12 protein-coding genes are annotated in these 16859 nt (G+C 40.1%); 3 read left to right on the plus strand and 9 right to left on the minus strand.

What is annotated here, in order from left to right; translation table 11 throughout:
- Nucleotides 1-26 precede the first annotated feature (26 nt).
- The 8 genes from NK987_RS07380 to glsA all read right to left on the minus strand — a co-directional run bounded on the left by NK987_RS07380 (nt 27) and on the right by glsA (nt 11071).
- Nucleotides 27-1283 carry a hypothetical protein gene (locus NK987_RS07380; RefSeq protein ID WP_259263308.1) on the minus strand — a complete coding sequence of 419 codons (1257 nt, stop codon included), beginning with the start codon at nt 1281-1283 and terminating at the stop codon, nt 27-29.
- Nucleotides 1284-1588: 305 nt separating this feature from the next.
- Entirely contained in the window at nt 1589-2014 is a 426-nt protein-coding gene (locus NK987_RS07385; RefSeq protein WP_259263309.1) for a putative quinol monooxygenase, read from the minus strand.
- Nucleotides 2015-2245: 231 nt separating this feature from the next.
- Complete coding sequence (gene tnpA / locus NK987_RS07390) at nt 2246-2689, minus strand: IS200/IS605 family transposase (protein ID WP_259263310.1); 444 nt, start codon at nt 2687-2689, stop codon at nt 2246-2248.
- A gap of 742 nt (nt 2690-3431) precedes the next feature.
- Nucleotides 3432-6533 carry a BREX-1 system adenine-specific DNA-methyltransferase PglX gene (locus NK987_RS07395; protein WP_259263311.1) on the minus strand — a complete coding sequence of 1034 codons (3102 nt, stop codon included), beginning with the start codon at nt 6531-6533 and terminating at the stop codon, nt 3432-3434.
- A gap of 407 nt (nt 6534-6940) precedes the next feature.
- Nucleotides 6941-7201, minus strand: a complete 261-nt coding sequence (locus NK987_RS07400; RefSeq protein WP_259263312.1) for a globin domain-containing protein — start codon at nt 7199-7201, stop codon at nt 6941-6943.
- 274 nt (nt 7202-7475) lie between these two features.
- A complete protein-coding gene (locus NK987_RS07405; protein WP_259263313.1) occupies nt 7476-8837 on the minus strand; it encodes a hypothetical protein in 1362 nt (453 codons plus the stop codon).
- Entirely contained in the window at nt 8837-9922 is a 1086-nt protein-coding gene (locus NK987_RS07410) for an amidohydrolase family protein (protein WP_259263314.1), read from the minus strand. Before NK987_RS07410 ends, NK987_RS07405 begins: the two co-directional genes overlap by 1 nt.
- A gap of 108 nt (nt 9923-10030) precedes the next feature.
- Nucleotides 10031-11071, minus strand: coding sequence for a glutaminase A (gene glsA, locus NK987_RS07415; protein WP_259263315.1), 1041 nt, complete (start codon nt 11069-11071; stop codon nt 10031-10033).
- Nucleotides 11072-11488: 417 nt separating this feature from the next.
- Between glsA and NK987_RS07420 the strand changes: the two genes are divergently transcribed.
- From NK987_RS07420 to NK987_RS07430, 3 genes are read left to right on the plus strand one after another with little or no spacing between them, the layout of a single operon-like run.
- Nucleotides 11489-12748, plus strand: coding sequence for a hypothetical protein (locus tag NK987_RS07420; RefSeq protein ID WP_259263316.1), 1260 nt, complete (start codon nt 11489-11491; stop codon nt 12746-12748).
- 56 nt (nt 12749-12804) lie between these two features.
- On the plus strand, nt 12805-14295 hold the full coding sequence (locus NK987_RS07425; RefSeq protein WP_259263317.1) for a GH1 family beta-glucosidase: 1491 nt from the start codon (nt 12805-12807) through the stop codon (nt 14293-14295).
- A 60-nt stretch (nt 14296-14355) separates the two neighbouring features.
- Complete coding sequence (locus NK987_RS07430; RefSeq protein WP_259263318.1) at nt 14356-15342, plus strand: alpha/beta hydrolase; 987 nt, start codon at nt 14356-14358, stop codon at nt 15340-15342.
- Nucleotides 15343-15434: 92 nt separating this feature from the next.
- Here NK987_RS07430 and NK987_RS07435 read toward each other — a convergent pair whose 3' ends face one another.
- Complete coding sequence (locus tag NK987_RS07435) at nt 15435-16853, minus strand: DUF1254 domain-containing protein (RefSeq protein WP_259263319.1); 1419 nt, start codon at nt 16851-16853, stop codon at nt 15435-15437.
- Nucleotides 16854-16859 lie beyond the last annotated feature (6 nt).

Below are 16859 nucleotides of genomic sequence, written 5' to 3' on the forward strand. Positions count from 1 at the left end.
ATAGGAGGGAGACTCGTCCCAATCAATCAAACCTCAATCAGTCCCAACTTTTTCCCTTCTTCGAGATCAGCCCTATTATTGATAGCCTCAATCAAATCATTCAATACCGCCAGACCTTTCTTTTCAATCGGATCCTTCATTTTTTTGGCAACAAATTCCTTTAAAGCTTCCTTAAAACAGGCTACCAATTCCGGGCTACACTCACACAGATAAACCGGAATAAACATGCTTGCCGACAATTCATAATTGTGCAATTCATAGGTAGCCTCATCACCGTATTCAAAATAAAAATTCAAAAAAACTTCAGCAGCAGATTTGTAGTTTTCCTCTGCCAAGAGCCCTATTCCATAATCATGGAATTCAATCATAAGACCATTCATCAATATCGGATTAGCCAATAACAATTCCATATCAGAAAATCTTAAATTAAGAAGCCTCCCTTTGATATCATCTGATAATACCCTGAATACATCAATATGACTCAATAGATTACATGCGTTTAGTACATCTTCTTCAGAAGCTTCTTTTAACCTCAGGTTATATTTTGAGATCAGATTTTCTTTGTTTTTTTCAGGCAAAGAAAACCAAAGTATCCTCAATCCATAACCGAAAGAATCAGCAACTAGGTCTGAATAGCAGTCTAGGAGGTATTCATGAAATAACTTCTCTGCAGTTTCTTCTTTTTCCTTATCTGAGAATTTATCGACCATAGGTTTTAGCATACCTATAAGGTCATCCAACTCGGAATTTCTGACCATAAAGAAAAACCGATCTTTCCAATTCCATTTCTCAAGTTTGGGCGTTTCAAAAAAAATATGGACTGCAAGAAGCACCTCCTTGATCTTTTTTCTTTGTTTTTTGCTTGGCAAAACATTCATTTTGGCTTCCAGCAAAGATATTTCCGATTGGACAGCAAAGAGACATCTTTCTTGCGTAGGGGTGATGGCACCCATATATATGGCTATTACCATCAAGTCCATATTATCGACCTTGTTTTCCAAATCTTTTTCGGATTTAAGCCTTAGCCCCATGCCGTTTTCTGAATTGAACACATCAATCCCAAAATGCATCAACCTATGCCGCAGTTCCCTGACCATCAATTCTTGAAGCTGATCAAGAAATTCCACATAATCTCCCGAATGCAGACTCAACAGCATTCCAACCCTGCTATCCTCATATTTGTGAATCTCAGGTATCAAAAGGTTGATATGAGTGATCAAGCCCTTTTTGAATTTGGTTTCATCGTCATGAGGTAATAATTCCAAAAAGTCATCAATTTCCATGTAGACCGGTTTTAAGTCTTTTAATAGGCAACCTGATTAAGGTACACCCAATATACCTATCTTTTTAAATCAATTAACTATGCAGTAGAGTTTTTTTGAGTCAAAGGGTTGATTGTGGACTGGGGGTACCGATGGCTTTCGGCATGTAACTCTGCCCTATTATCCTTACAATTGGTTTTTGGAAATAAGTAGCCAACCCCAAACTTAAGGGCAATTCTCGAAGCTCCGAATTACTCCTAAAAGCTGAAAGGGATATCTATGTATAAAAAACATATTTGCAAAATAGGCTTAGCAGGGGAGGACTTCTAATTCCCTGATTTGTTGAGGGAAGAAATGAGGTCTACATCCACAAGTTCTAATGAAGTTACCATGTTTTTGACCGTCTCTTTGTATTTCTGAAAATGGGCCGTGGTAATATGGGATTGGTAGGCAGCAGTATCCGCATAAATTTCCAATATGGTGATTTTTGAGGGGTCACTTTTATCGGCAACAGCATAGTAGGTCAATACACCGGGTTCTTTCAGAATTGCAGCATTCATTTGTTCTTTTAATGCGGCATGATATGCTTCTATTTGCAAGGGGTCAACTTTGATGATTGCCAACCTTACCATCTGATTTTTTTCCTGTGCATACGCTCCATTACCAAACGAAAGAAAAAAAAACAGACATAGCAACAAACCTTTCACCTTTTGTATTTTTTCCATGTGGGTTTCAAAGTTGATTATTTTCATATCCTTGGTGTTTTTAAAGTGTCATTATTTCCCTCCCACTATCCTAATCTGCTCCTCCATAAATCAATGAAAACCTTTTCAATGGTTTTTGTTTCATCGGTGCATCTATATATATAGCCCATGGTTTAAACCATGGGCTATAAAACATTCCGTTTATTTCCGTAAAATAGATTTATCCATATCCTTCCATCATTCTAATCTCCTCCTCTTTCAATCTAAAAAAAACATGGGCTATAAATTCTGATTCTCATCTATCTTATTCAATTTCATAAACTCCTCGTATTCTTGATTGAACGATTTTTTCTGGTGGTGCGCCTTCTGATTTTTGATATAGGTATAAACCTTCTCTACAATGGATTCAGAAACAGAATATGCTGCATAACCTGTTTGCCATGAAAACTTTTCCCCTGTAAGATCATTTTGGTTGATATAATGAGAGCTGCTTCCTTTTACCTGTTTGATAACTTCCGTGATAGATTTTTGGGGATTCAATAAAAATAAACAATGTATATGATCCGACATACCATTGATAATCCTTACCGGACATCCTGATTCACGAAACTGTTCTGAAATGAATTGATGAATCTTAGGCTCTGCAACTGAATTGATCAATGGCATCCTTTCTTTTGTTGCCCAAATGGCGTGGATCCATAATTTGTTAAATGAATGGGACATATTGGTTGGGAATTTTTTAAAATTTTAATGTCATCCAGAGGTAAATTAAACCATTGAAATGGTTTTTGTTCCATCGTTGCACCTATATATAGCCCATGGTTTTAACCGTGGGCTATGGATCATTCCGTCTATTTCCGTAAAATGGATTTATCCATTTCCTTCGACAATCTATTCTCCTCCTTGGCAATCAAACCATTGAAATGGTTTTGTTCTTTGACGCACGTTCCATAGCCCACGAATTAATTCGTGGGCTATATTAAATTACAAAATTTCCTCAAAATGGATTTATCCATTTTCTTCCATTATTCTAACCTTCTCCGCAACAATTAAAACCATTGAAATGGTTTTTTTTCTTGATGTACATACCGTGTCCCATGGTTAAAACCATGGGCTAGGTTTAAACTTTGCCCACGGTTTTAACCGTGGGGGCTATGGTCATTCAGATCATTTTCAAAGAAATGGATTTATCCATTTCCATCCATTATTCTAACCTTCCCCTCAATAATTAAAACCATTGAAATGGTTTTTGTTCCTCGATGTGTATCCCATGCTCCATGGTTAAAACCATGGGCTAGGCAGGATTCTAATTTGTTTTGTAAAATGGATTTATCCATTTTCTTCTATTATTCTAACTTCTCCTCAACAATTAAAACCATTGAAATGGTTTTTTTTGTTGCACGTTCCATAGCCCACGGTTTAAACCGTGGGCTATGGAACGTGCAAAGTCTTAAATAAAATGGATTTATACATTTCCTTCCACCACCCTAATCTCCTCCTCAGTCAATCCATACAACTCATACACCAATGCATCGATCTCGCGGTCGAGGCGGTTGATGTCGGATTGGAGGGATTGGGCTTTGGCTTTTTGTTCATGGAAATACGCCATCCATTCCGCTTCTTCTGAAAGACTCAACTTCACCTTAGCCTTAGCCAACTCTCCCAAAAACCCCTTGAAGTCCAACTCAGGCCAGTTCTGGAGTTTGGTAGAGGGTTTATTCAATTCGTATTTATTTACCAATAGAGATACCAATTTTGAGTTCAATTCCTTTAATTCTTTTGAGATAGAAACAATTGCATTCACCATATCGGTGTATATGTTTTGAGATTCTAGATCAAGAACTTTGATTGGAAATAATTTGGCATCCTTGATAAGAATTTTTTGAAACCTGTCTTTGAATTCTTCAAGGAATTTCTTCTTATGATAAAAAGACATCAAGTTACTATTGATAAGGGCAATTAGATATTCACCAGTAAATTCAGGCTTAGGTAGTAGATTAAATGCATTCTGGGTATTATAAAATTCTTCTTCAGTCAAGGCAGCCCAAATTCTTTTATCTGACCAATCTATGATCTGTTTTACAAGGATTCTTTTGTTTGTAAAAAACCTGCTTTCTCTTGGAGCTCCCAACCAATCTCCATAACTGATCCATTCCTCACCTCCCCACTCCACGATATATCTTCGAATATCATTACCGGCTAAAAGCTTTTTAAAAGTACCATCTTTTTGAAATGTCGAGTGGAAAATTCTGTTATTTATGGTTTCAGGGGTATGACCCTTATATTTGTCATATGGAGTTAAACCAAGACAAAAGTCGGCGCAATCAATTAGATGTATAGATCCTTTTTCGATTTTCTTGACAATCTCTTCAGATTTTGAATTGGTGTTAATTTTAATAATTGATTCAGAATCTTCACTCCATTGATTTTGATTTAATTCAAAATGTATGTCAGCATTTAATTTTGATATTTCACTTATTCTGTCAAATCCTTTGTATACAATTACCTCAGTTTTCTTCCCCTGAATTCTTTTGTTTAAAAAGGTGATAATTATGGTATCGACTTTAACCTCACCTGCACTACCTCCAAAAGATTCGTTGGGAAGCCTAACAATGTTTTCAATTGAAGTTTCTTTCAAGAGTAATGCTCTTAAATCTTTATAGGAGCTTTGAGTTAATATTGAGGAAGGGATTATAAAGGATAATCTTCCGCTTTGATCTATCAAATCAATTGATTTTTCAATAAATGTTGAATACAGATTTACTCTATTATTTGAAGTAATAAATTTTTTGAAAATGTAGTTTACAATGTCATTATCAAGACCTTTTAAATCTACATATGGAGGATTCCCAACCACCACATCAAACCCTCCTTTGGCAAAGACCTTGGGGAATTGGGCTTGCCAATCAAAGGCCAGGTCCCCGGCTACTTCAGGGTCATCGATCAGGGAGTTGCCGACTTTGATATTGGAACTGAGGGTACTGAGTTTTCTTCCCTTCTGTGCCGTGCGCAGCCACAAGCTGAGACGGGCGATCTCCACAGATTCTTCATTGATATCGACACCGAAGATGTTGTTTTCGAGGATATGGTTTTCCACATTGGGGAAGACGATGCTGCTTTCGAAAAGCATGGATTCGAGTTCGTCCAGGTACCGGTGCTCGGCCATCAGGAACTCCAGAACCTGATTCAGAAAAGCACCCGAACCGCAGGCAGGATCACAGATGGCAAGTTGCAGTAGCCATTCCCGATAAGCTTTGAGTTGGGCGACAAGCTTCTGCAGCGTGTCTTTCTTCCTCCCGGCTTTCCCCTTGGCAAATTCTTCATCGACAATGCCGAGTTCGGCTTTTTTCTCTGTGCAGAGTTTGCCGACGGTATTGTCTACGATGTATTTGGTGATGTACTTGGGCGTGTAGAATACCCCGTCTTTCTTCCGCTTGGTTTTGCTTTTGTCCACCTGTGTCCCTTCGAGGGAAGCGCGGACGTTCTCGATATCGTTCAGACTATGTTCGAAGATATGCCCTAGGATATTGGTATCCACTTCGGATTCGAAGTCGTACTCGGTGAGTTTGGAGACATGCTTTTTGAGCAGGGCATCGGAGATAGTCAGGCTGTCAAGCAGTTCATCCGGCGCGAAGAGTCCGCCGTTATAGGCATGGATTTCGGCTTTGCCGGGAAGCACACGACCGGTATTCATATAGCCGAAGTACTTTTTGAACCTGTCATACAGCGGCCGGTACTCGTCCATTTCGGTGAGTTTGTCCCATTGCTTGACGATCTCGGAGATGGAGTTTGGCGGAAGCAGTCCCTTGTCCTCGGCAAAGAAAATAAATAAAAAGCGGTCAAGCAGCCTTTGGCTTTTCTTATAGAGCAGGAGTTCGTCAAGTCCCGGATTATTGGCCACGATGTCCTGCCAGAGTTCCTGCTTGAATGCCGAATAATCAGCATAAAGTTTCTTGGTGACCTGCTCTTCTACTAGGAGCGATTCGGTCTTGATCTGTTGCGGGATTCCTGCTAGGAGGTTGTCCTTTTGGAGCAGCAGCCACAGCAACCTGAATTCCTCCTGTTGCATCTGCAGGATGGAGAACTCCACATAATCTACCGCATTGTGGATATAGAAGCGCAGCTTTTCAAAGTTGCTCGTGATGACATAGATACATTCGGGATGGTTGTTTTTGTAATTGAAGGCCTGATCCCTGATTTTTTCCAGGTCCTTGGTATCCGTTCCTTTGAGTTCGATGACGGCAATGGCTTTGCCGTCCTTGAGGATGGCCCCGTCGGTTTTCTTACTGTCCTTGATGTTTTTGAGTTCCGTGGTCAGGTTGTAATCCGGATCAGGATTGATTGTATACCCGAGGATATTGACAAAAAGCGCCCTAAGAAAACCCTCCTGATATTGTTCCTCTTTCGATGCCCGGATATTTGCCCTGCGCATAGGATCGTGGAAATAAGTCAGGTAAGCCCCAAAAGCAGCATGCATGGAAGCAGGGTCCTGACCTGCAAGGTATTTCTTAACAACTGAATTCTGAAAAAGAGGCATAAGATAAATCCGTATCAAAAAGGGTTTCAAACTAATTGGTTTTTGAAGATAAGGAAGGAAATTATGAATGAAAAATTAAGAATGATAAATGAAATCCAGTTGCAAAGCTTGGTTGGTTTAAATTGTCTCCTGCTTTAGCTGAATTGCCACCTGCTTTAGCTGGTGGATAGAAAAATGAATATAGACATTTGGGTTTTGCCGAAGAAGGGAAGAATTCAGAATGTTTGTGAAGACACAAACATTGGAGAGCGTAATCTTTTCAGAATAGGGATTTCAAATCCCAAAAAAATAAAAGGGTAGGATTATAAATTCCCCCCAGTTCAGTTTTAATTGTCTAAACTACTCTCAGACGGGGAATCATTCAATCCTTTTTCGACAAGATTAGAGTGGGCAGATTTCATGCTTTTGCCTGTGTAATTCATCGGAGAACCAAAGGCTTAAGCAAGAAATGCTTTTTGTTTACCTAATTGCTCCATCATATTGCTGCATTTAAATAACCCTTTGATTTTTTCGTTTGCCATCACTTTTTTATAAAAGAAATCAACAGCAGCATTTACTACGTCCATTCCTCCGATTTTTTCAAAAACAGTTATTGTTTGACATTCCATCATTTGTAAATTTTTTGCGGATAAAATTTGTTGATTTATGCCGGCAAAGGTAAATGGAGTTGAAAAATTGCTTTGACAATGATCTCCCAAAAATTAAAAGTCATGTAACAATTGATTTTTATTTTAATCTTTTTCGGTTACCCTCTAATTTTCGCCCCACTGATTCATGATTTCAGGAAAGTCAGGATAATAGAAATGAATCAGGATTTGTTTTTTAAATTTTTGAATATTATCAAATAAAAGTGGCAAAAACATCATGTGTATTTATGCCTTTTTTTTCCTAAGCATTAATTTGTTCCTACCTCCAATTTTGAAACCTAACAAAGTTTTTTCAGCTAACTCAACCCCCTCTGTAAAGGAGTATTCAAAAGAAAAATTCTAGATTAGCCATAAACACCAATCCCGAGGAGCCTACATTGGTGGGAAAAGCCAGATAACCTACAGGTGATTTTTCCACTCTAATCAATTCAGGGTTTAGTCTAATGACGCGCGTTTGAGATGGAAAGTAGTTTAGCCCAAAACCAATCTCCCAAGGATCGCCATATTGACCGAAAATTTTTGAGCCATGCAAATATGCCTGTAATAGCTTGGGTTTTATCATTCCGGAAGCACGGGTGGTAAAACCATGGTCAAAAAGACTTTCCACAGGTAAGGGGTTTTTGGATTTGAAATTAGATAACCACCTCAGGTAGTATTCCAAGTCAAGGGAAAACCCTTTGTATTTCGCTCCTGTATTAATAGCTACCATCTCATATTTTGCCTCATCTACTCCTAAACCTTCCCCAAAGGCATTCCGGTTAAAAATAATAGTACCATCTGAAAGTCTCAATTGAGTGTTCTCAGGTTTATCCGATCCGGGTTGGGTTTGCTCGGTTTCAGTACTGTGGGTATAGGAAGCCCCAAAAACAGTGGAGAACGCTTGGGTATTTTCAAAATCTCCAAAAGGCCCCAATCTACCATAAGCCCCTGTAGTCCACCAAAGTGTTCCTGAAAAGGTGTCAAAACCGTTATCCAATTGGTTGCCATTGACGCCCAATTGACTGAGATTGTTTCCCAGCATGGTTTTATAAAACAACCTGTTCTGGACCAATTCACCTTGTACCCAAATACCAGTAGTAAAAGAAGCCCTAAAAAACTCCTCTGCCATTGGCCTGGCATCATTCCTTAGCCAAAACGGCCATTGCCCTAACATTCCACGGGTGGAAGGCAATCCGCCAATACCCAATCCAATATCTATCATTTTATGAAACTGATACTGAAAATTACCCCCAACTACCACATGTGCTGGAAGACCAAGATTTGGATTAGCGGTCCAAGTATAAAACAGGTATCGGAACTTAGGAGTATAAACCCATCCTTTAAAATAAATCATCACTTTTTGGAACTGAATGTCATTTCTTCTTTTGACACTGAAATCCCTTTCAAAGAAATCTGTATAAGTCGAATCGATTCCGTTTTGGTTTAAGTACCTCACCACAGAATAAAAACTAATGGAAAGTGTGCCCTTATCACCTTCAAATACCTGAAATCCTAATCCTGGAATATGAAAATCAGGATCCCTTTCCACACTTGGAGGATTAGAAGGAATTTGGGCAAAAGTTTCATATGAGGCGACATTGTGCAGAAATAGACAAAGAATCGCCACAACCTTTGAATATAAACCACTTGAAAATTTGAATCGGGCTTTATCTAAGACAAGCATGTTGGCTTGGCTTTTTTTAACCATTAATTTTTGTTTGCCTCTTCCCATGCGCGCACTTTTTTGGCAGATTGGTCGAATAACCTTTCATAATTTCCTTTTAACACTTTTTCTCTGGTCTCAGGGAAAAGTTTATCCCAAAGTGGTTCGTACATCCGATAGACTCCCATGTACATTTCCTTATCCTTTGGTGCCACAACATCAGTACCGAACAATATCCTATCAGGAAATTTATTGATCAATCTTGCAGTGCCTTCAATATTTTCAGGAGTGGAAATGATGTATTTGGCTACCTCATCCCATGAGATATCGAAATAAAGGTTTTGGTATGCTGGATTTGACAAAGTCTCTTCGATCAATTCCATTTGGTTTGGATATCTCACAGGTCTCATAATTCCCCTGGAATCCCTAACAGGATGAACGACTCTGCCCAATCCGGTATGTGCCCAAATGATAGTTGTATTGGGATGTCGACTGACCATATCGACCATTTGCCGGTAATAAACAGCCTCACGGCCCTCTTTTTGAAAAGGGATGTCAATGTCATTGTGAATGATCACCAACAAACCCGTTTCAGCGCAGGTTTCCATGATCCTATCCAAAGCAGGATTGGTCAGACTTGCTGTTTCTCCTGCCACTTTTGGTGAAACAAATTCCTTATGGATCGTAAATTCACCAATTCCGGTAAAAACCCCAGGGAATGCCAATAAGACCCGTTTAATATGGTCAGCGGCATACATGTCCGAAGGATTAAATCCTGTAATCATAGGGTCAAACCTTTTTTTCTCCTTTTCGGAAAGGGATAAATATTCGAGTGCGATATGAGCATCCGTAAAAGAATAGTAATACAATGGAGCATCAGACTCCAAATAATAGGTAGGTGCAAAATCCCCCGAATTGCCATATGACCACGTCTGCTGCAAGGGTATCCCAAACAAAGCTACCCTACCTACATCCTCACCAATCAAATTCAAAAAATCCTTTATTCCGAGACCTTCCTGAATATAATTGGTCAAATGGAAATGGGAATCGTTAAAAAGGTAATCCTGTCTTTGGGCTTGGGCTTCAAATCCCAAATGGATCAAAAATCCCAAAACTAATAAAGAACACATTTTTTTCATATGTTTCTTATTTATTGTCTATGGATATCAATTTTTGTCTCAAAAGGATCGATCTGTTACTTATCCTTCATGAAAAAACTCCATTCAGGCCTAAGAGCACTATTTCCTAGGCTGCACATAAAAAGGGTTGGACCCCAACTCGGCAACGATATTTTTGATGGATTCCTGTGCCCTGACACTGTTGCCTGCTGCATCAAGACGGGGAGAAATTACCGCAATTCCAAACTGTCCAGGATAAAAAGCAATAATTCCTCCACCTACTCCGCTTTTGCCGGGTAGGCCTACATTGTAAATCCATTGACCGGAGTCATCATACAGTCCGGCGGTTGCCATGACCGGGATGACATGGGCAACGGTCTGATATGAAACCACTTTCTTTTTGGTAACTGGATTGGTACCGCCATTGGCAAAAGTGGAGGCCATGGTTGCCAAATCTTTCACATTGACAGCAATAGCACACTGTTTGGTATAAATGTCAGTGGCTTCTGCTGGATCAAAATACATCCTTTCGTATGCGTTCAACAACATGGCAATAGCCTGATTCCGCTGATTAGTAGCTGCCTCACTTTCATATACCGGTTGGTCAATATTCAGCTTTCTTCCGGCAAAATCATCAAAAGTAGTTTTTATCAGATTCCATTTTTCCTCGTAGGTATCACCGTTGATCAAGCTTGTCGTTGCAATAGCCCCCGGATTGACTAAAGGATTGATTTCTTTACCCTGATTCAATTCGATTGCTATGATAGAGTTGAAGACCATACCTGTGGCATCCACCCCTACTTTTTCCAATATTTCATCCGAACCTGAATCCTCAATTACTTTTGCCATGGTAAAAACCTTGGAAATAGACTGTATAGAAACTTCGGTACTGATATTTCCTTCTGTAAAAATCTTGCCATCAGTAGTCACTATTGCCAATCCGAAAAGCTCCGGATCCACTTTGTCCAACTCCGGGATGTAATTGGCGTTGGCACCTTCCTTATAGTCTTTGAATTTTTCATAAGCGTTTTTCAAAGCTGTCTTAAACTCAGCATCGGTCCAGGATTTCCGTTGTGCCAATCCAACATTGTTATTTAAAAAAAGGAATATGGCTACCAAAAACAACTTAAGAATACCATGATTTCTAAATTCTGCTTTCATAACAATGAAATTTTAGTGGGAGAATATGTGAAATTAAATTGTGGTTCTTTCTGAAATGAAAACCTCTGTACCGTTATGCCGCTTCAAAACAAACATGTTTAAGGTAAAAATATTCATTTAATATTTATATTTTAGAAATAATTTTTTTTTAGATTTTTTTACACCTAATTGTATCCAATATTTCTAAAAAATCATTTTTTCTTTTAAATATATTAGTTTTTTCCTCATAATAAAATTTAAAAGTTTGTTTTTTTGCCAATTTAATATTTATTTAATAATCATAATATTGTATTATCTATTCATATTTAAATATATTTAATAATTATTTCAGTATAAAAAAATCAAAACTCATTCACATTTTTACCTATTCACAGCTATGTTTTAAAAAATTTGATGCTCATCTAAAACTACATACTCATGAAAACAAAATTCCTATTGATTCCCTGTTTTATGGCATTCATTATATGGGAAGTTCCTTTGTATGCACAAAATGAAGCAGACAGATATCCTCAAAGATTCAGATACAGGTATACAGAACCCGGGGCTTTTCAGGACACCACAAAAACTGCAGGGTTTGATCCCTCCTTGTACCACCCCTTCTTTATCAAAAGCAAAGACGGGCAATACTCTCTGAATATCGCTGCCTATGCACAATTGAGATACAATGCAGCTTTTTTAAGCAATACTCCTGAGGAGATGAATTCCACTGATTTGGGTTATAATCTTGGAAGGTTCAGGACATTTTTGGAGGGGAATCTTACGGATAAATTTTACTATCATCTCAGGACCAATGTCAACCCTTCAGGTAAATTTGAATTGATTGCTGCCTATATCCAGTATAACATTGACCACAAAAACTGGTTGAGGTTTGGAAGACAGTTTATGGCACTCAGCTTGGAAGATTGGATGTATCCATTGGATTTGGCCTCCATAGAATTTTCGGCTATGGATTTTGAATTCGCCATATGGAGTTCATTTGGATTGCAATGGAGACATGTTGCAAACGACAAATTCAGAACCTATGCCTCAGTCGGAAATGGGTCATATGGTGGAAGGAGGGATTTTCCTGCACCTGCGGCATCCGATTTGGCATTGATTGCAAGGGGAGAATGGAATATCATGGGAGGTACTTGGGGAAGGTGGGATGACATGGTGGGGAGGAGGAACAAGTTCCCGATTGGGATGTTGCTGGGATTCAGTGTCGGAAATCAATTCAGGTTTGACAAAGAGGTCATCCAGACAGAAGCAAACGGAGGAACTCAAGTCAATATGGATTTTAGTATACAGGGAAAAAATGTCCACTTCTTCTCTGCTTTCAACAGGACTTGGAAACGGTATGAAACAGGGGTAGGTCAAAACTCATACAGAGAAGGCTTCTACACTACTTTGGGTTTCTGGCTCGACAACCAATGGTTCTCTTATGCAAGGTTTGATTTTGTGGGAAAAGGGAGCACCCCTGACCCACAAAACACCCTAAAAAACTATGCTGCGCCCGGGGCCGGGATCAGTTATTACCCCTTCTTTTTCAACAACAAAGTACGGTTCACTTTAGAATTCAACCATTTATCCAATCCAATAGACCAAACGACCGTGGCACCGGACGGGCAGTTGGGGTTTGTCCCCACACCTTATGGAGGACAATCCTCTATTAGGTTCCAGGCCCAATTCGGTTTTTGATTTGTCTCAAAAAGACCAGCCTGAAATCAATGTGTAACCTTTTATTTATTTGAATTATGGAGTCAAAAAATAAAAACAGCCGAAGAGACTTTCTTAAAATTGGTGGTTCAGCGGCAATTGGTTTACCGGCCATGCAGCTGATCGGATGCAACAATCAGGTAACAGCCCTTGAAAAAAAAGAGCTCTCCCAAAATGATTCCATCCGAAAATTTCCGGATAATTTCATTTGGGGAACAGCCACGGCTGCTTATCAAGTGGAAGGTGCCGTGAATGAAGATGGAAGAGGAGTTTCAATTTGGGACACCTATTCCAAGATTCCGGGAAAAATTAAAAACAATGATACCGGGGATGTCGCCTGTGATATGTACCACCGGTACAAGGAAGATGTCCAATTGATGAAATCTATCCATGCCGGCGCATACCGGTTTTCGGTTTCATGGCCACGCGTTTTTTCCAATGCTACCGGAACCCCCAATCCGAAAGGGCTTGACTTTTATAACAGGTTGATTGATGAATTACTGGCCAACGGGATTACTCCTTATGCCACGCTTTACCATTGGGATTTGCCCCAAATACTTCAGGACAAATATGGAGGATGGCAATCAAAGGAAACTTCAAAGGCCTTTGCTGAATATGCGGCTTATGTCACGGAAAAAATCAGCGACCGCGTCAAGCACTATTTTACACTCAATGAATTTTACTCTTTCACTGACCTCAGTTATGGACTTGGCCAATTGGCGCCCGGCTTAAAATTGCCCCAAAAAGCAGTGGCCCAGGTGAGGCATAATGCGGTTTTGGCACATGGCATGGGCCTGCAAGCGATGAGGCAGGTTACAAAATCCACCTTGGAAATCGGGGTCGCCGAAAACATCGTCACTGCAGTGCCGATCATCGAAACCCAAGAAAATATAGAAGCTGCCAAAAAAGCAACCCGTGAACTGAATGCCGGGCTTTTGACAGTGATGATGGAAGGGAAATATACCGACAATTATCTCAACAGCTTGGGACCTGATGCCCCTGATTTCACCGAAGAAGAACTGAAACTCATTGCGGAGCCTTTGGATTTTGTAGGAATCAATGTGTACCTGGCCAATAAATATGTACTCGCAGCCAATAATGAAACCGGTTATGAGCTGATTTCCCACGCGAAGAACCATCCCACCATGGCTTCGCCTTGGCACCTGGTGAGTCCCGAGTGTTTGTATTGGGCACCAAGGCTTGTCAAGGAATTATGGAATCCAAAGGAAATCTATATCACCGAAAATGGGTGTGGAGCGACTGACGAACTTTCTGATGAAGGCCAAATTATGGATACGGACAGGGTGATGTTCATTAAAAATTATTTGACCCAACTTCATCGTGCCACCAATGAAGGTATTCCCGTCAAAGGATATTTTCACTGGAGCTTGATGGACAATTTTGAATGGATATTCGGGTATGGGATCAGGTTTGGATTGTTTTATATGGATTACAAAACATTGGAGCGAACTCCTAAACTCAGCCCTGAATATTTTAAAACCATTGCAAGAGACAATATCCTTGTTTGATGCAAAGCTTCCTGGATTGGTTCCCTTTCTTCTATTTTCATATCAACCTTTGGATAAAAAATGATAAAACGCATACTGATTATTTTGGTTTCCCTTGTAGCCTTTGTTGTTTTGGCTTTTAAGCTCTCCCCCTATCCCACCATATGGGTTGTAAGGTATGCGTTTAACAAGGAAGCCATTAAAGTGAATAAAGCACTGGAGAAATATGTTCCTGAAAAAATTGAAACCATCACCGACCTGAATTATGATGAAAATGATAAAGATGCCTATTTGGACGTCTATTTTCACAAGGAATGGGCTCAATCCGGGAAGAAATTACCCGTGATAGTTTGGACCCATGGAGGCGGGTTGGTTTCGGGTGATAAAAGCCAGGTGAGCAATTACTGTAAAATACTGGCTTCCAAAGGTTTTGTGGTGGTATCTATTGATTATACCATTGCCCCGGAGGCAAAATTCCCCACTCCTGTCCAGCAACTTAACAAAGCCCTGAAATTCCTGTCGGATCAGGCAGATCAGTTCCATGCTGACAACACTTTTTTTGTACTGGCCGGGGATTCAGCGGGGTCTATGATTTCAGCTACCACCGCCAATGTCATCACCAGTCCGGAATACGCCCGGCTTATCAATATCCCACCAGGTCTGAGACCGGATCAGATCAGGGGCTTGTTATTGTACTGTGGGATCTATGATATTACCAACCTGAATACGGATGGTGATTTTGGCTTTTTCTTAGAGGCTGCTGCTTGGTCTTATTTTGGCAAAAAAGACATTTCCCAGGATCAAGAGGCCAAAATTTCATCTGTCACTGATTTTCTTACCGAATCATTTCCACCCACCTTTATCTCAGCCGGCAATAATGATCCGCTGTTGGCCCAGTCCCAATTATTGGCACAAAAACTCTCCGCATTGAATGTCCCTATCGACACCCTATTTTTTTCCAAAGATCATTCCCCTGCATTGAATCATGAATACCAGTTTAATTTGGATTCTGATGGAAAACTAGCACTGGATCGGTCTATGATTTTTATTGATTCACTTAAAAAATAACCTGGCAAATTTCCTGATTTCCAATCCATGTTCAGAAATCACTAATCTTTAATCGGGATCTTTAACTATCCTGTGACTCAGATAAGTTTCCCTCACTCTTTGACTTTATTGATCACAGGAGGTTGCCAGGTTCCGTTCAAGGCAGGCTCTTCAGGACCATAAATCCTCAAAACAAGATAAAAAGGTTCGGCAGGGGCAGGAAGCCAGTTAGCCAATTGTCCTTTATCTGTTGGAGCCTCATGCTGGAGGTAAATGGAGAAATTACCATCCTTGTCTTTCACCAAACCTTGTGTGGTAGAATTGATCAGATAGCGGTTGATCGGGTTTTCTACCATATATCCGGCAACCCCATCAGCCTGCTTATTATACATGGTCACAGACCAAAAATATTTGGCAGGGGGAGTGTTGGCCGGTGTGAAGTCAATCCTGTATTGGTGCTTGCTCCCATCCAAAACCTCACCATCTGCATCAACATATGCAATGGGATAAAAAGCTTCCTCCTTATCATTGGCATAAATACCCACCATCACAGCTGCGGCCCGCAAAAGCCTATCTCCTTTGTAAAAACTCCGTGACCCAAAGGCATCCATCATGTTCCACCCATTGACCTGTTTGGCAATATTGGTAGCTTTTTGCTGTATGGAGTCAATGCCATCTTTGATTCCTGCATTGATGGCTGACAGGACTTCCGGGGAATAATTGGCACTGTCAAACCCTGCCCCCGGCTTGATTCCGATTTTTTCAAACCTTTCTAATTCAGCGGAATCCTCCTCATGAAAAGGCTCCAACATGGAAAGGTAAAAATTCACATATTTGATAAATCTTGCATCACCAAATTCCTTTGGATCTAAGGGAACCCAATCCACTTCTAGTGAAGGTTTGGCAGGTTTGCCTTCAAAAACACTGAGAGGTTGCAGCTTATAGCTTTTTTGAATTTCGAGTACATTGGGCAAGTCATCATTTCCTTTGAGTTGTGTCCTTCCGATAATACTTATAAACTGGCTTTCGCTGTAAAATACGGCTTTGAATTTTTCCTTTGGAATGTCTCCCTCCCATCCCGGTCCAACAAAAAGAAAATCCCCGGGCTCGGTTCCTGTGGTGCGGGTGCCAATGAAAGCAAAATTGTGCGTGAACAAATCAATGCATTGAAACACGTAATACCGATCCTCAATTTTTGATACAGAAAGCACCATGGGCTCGGCTCTCAAATCCAGACCAAATGCAGAATAAGGCGTATCACCATTCATCGTAACTACATCTATCCGTGTGTGGTCAGCAGGTTCGGTATCATGCGAGACCTCATTCAAAGGCGCACGGTAGCCGGGGCTTTCAGGAACAGATCTATAATATTGAGCTTGGTAACCCATCAATAACGGGTAAGAAAAAATATAAGCGTCTTTGGCAATTTGCCGGGCCTCTTCAGGGGATAAATTATCTGTCTTCGTTTTAGGGCTGCAAGCGGTGAACATAGCACCTAAAACAAATAAAGTTGCTATAAATATTCTGTTCATGATATA

Source organism: Aquiflexum gelatinilyticum (assembly GCF_024813435.1).
Lineage (GTDB): Bacteria > Bacteroidota > Bacteroidia > Cytophagales > Cyclobacteriaceae > Cognataquiflexum > Cognataquiflexum gelatinilyticum.

Excerpts from the sequence above, each read along its gene's own strand:
- NK987_RS07380 (WP_259263308.1), bottom strand. The coding sequence starts at position 1,283 with ATGGAAATTGATGACTTTTTGGAATTATTACCTCATGACGATGAAACC.
- NK987_RS07385 (WP_259263309.1), bottom strand. The coding sequence starts at position 2,014 with ATGAAAATAATCAACTTTGAAACCCACATGGAAAAAATACAAAAGGTG.
- tnpA (WP_259263310.1), bottom strand. The coding sequence starts at position 2,689 with ATGTCCCATTCATTTAACAAATTATGGATCCACGCCATTTGGGCAACA.
- NK987_RS07405 (WP_259263313.1), bottom strand. The coding sequence starts at position 8,837 with ATGGTTAAAAAAAGCCAAGCCAACATGCTTGTCTTAGATAAAGCCCGA.
- NK987_RS07410 (WP_259263314.1), bottom strand. The coding sequence starts at position 9,922 with ATGTGTTCTTTATTAGTTTTGGGATTTTTGATCCATTTGGGATTTGAA.
- glsA (WP_259263315.1), bottom strand. The coding sequence starts at position 11,071 with ATGAAAGCAGAATTTAGAAATCATGGTATTCTTAAGTTGTTTTTGGTA.
- NK987_RS07420 (WP_259263316.1), top strand. The coding sequence starts at position 11,489 with ATGAAAACAAAATTCCTATTGATTCCCTGTTTTATGGCATTCATTATA.
- NK987_RS07425 (WP_259263317.1), top strand. The coding sequence starts at position 12,805 with ATGGAGTCAAAAAATAAAAACAGCCGAAGAGACTTTCTTAAAATTGGT.
- NK987_RS07430 (WP_259263318.1), top strand. The coding sequence starts at position 14,356 with ATGATAAAACGCATACTGATTATTTTGGTTTCCCTTGTAGCCTTTGTT.
- NK987_RS07435 (WP_259263319.1), bottom strand. The coding sequence starts at position 16,853 with ATGAACAGAATATTTATAGCAACTTTATTTGTTTTAGGTGCTATGTTC.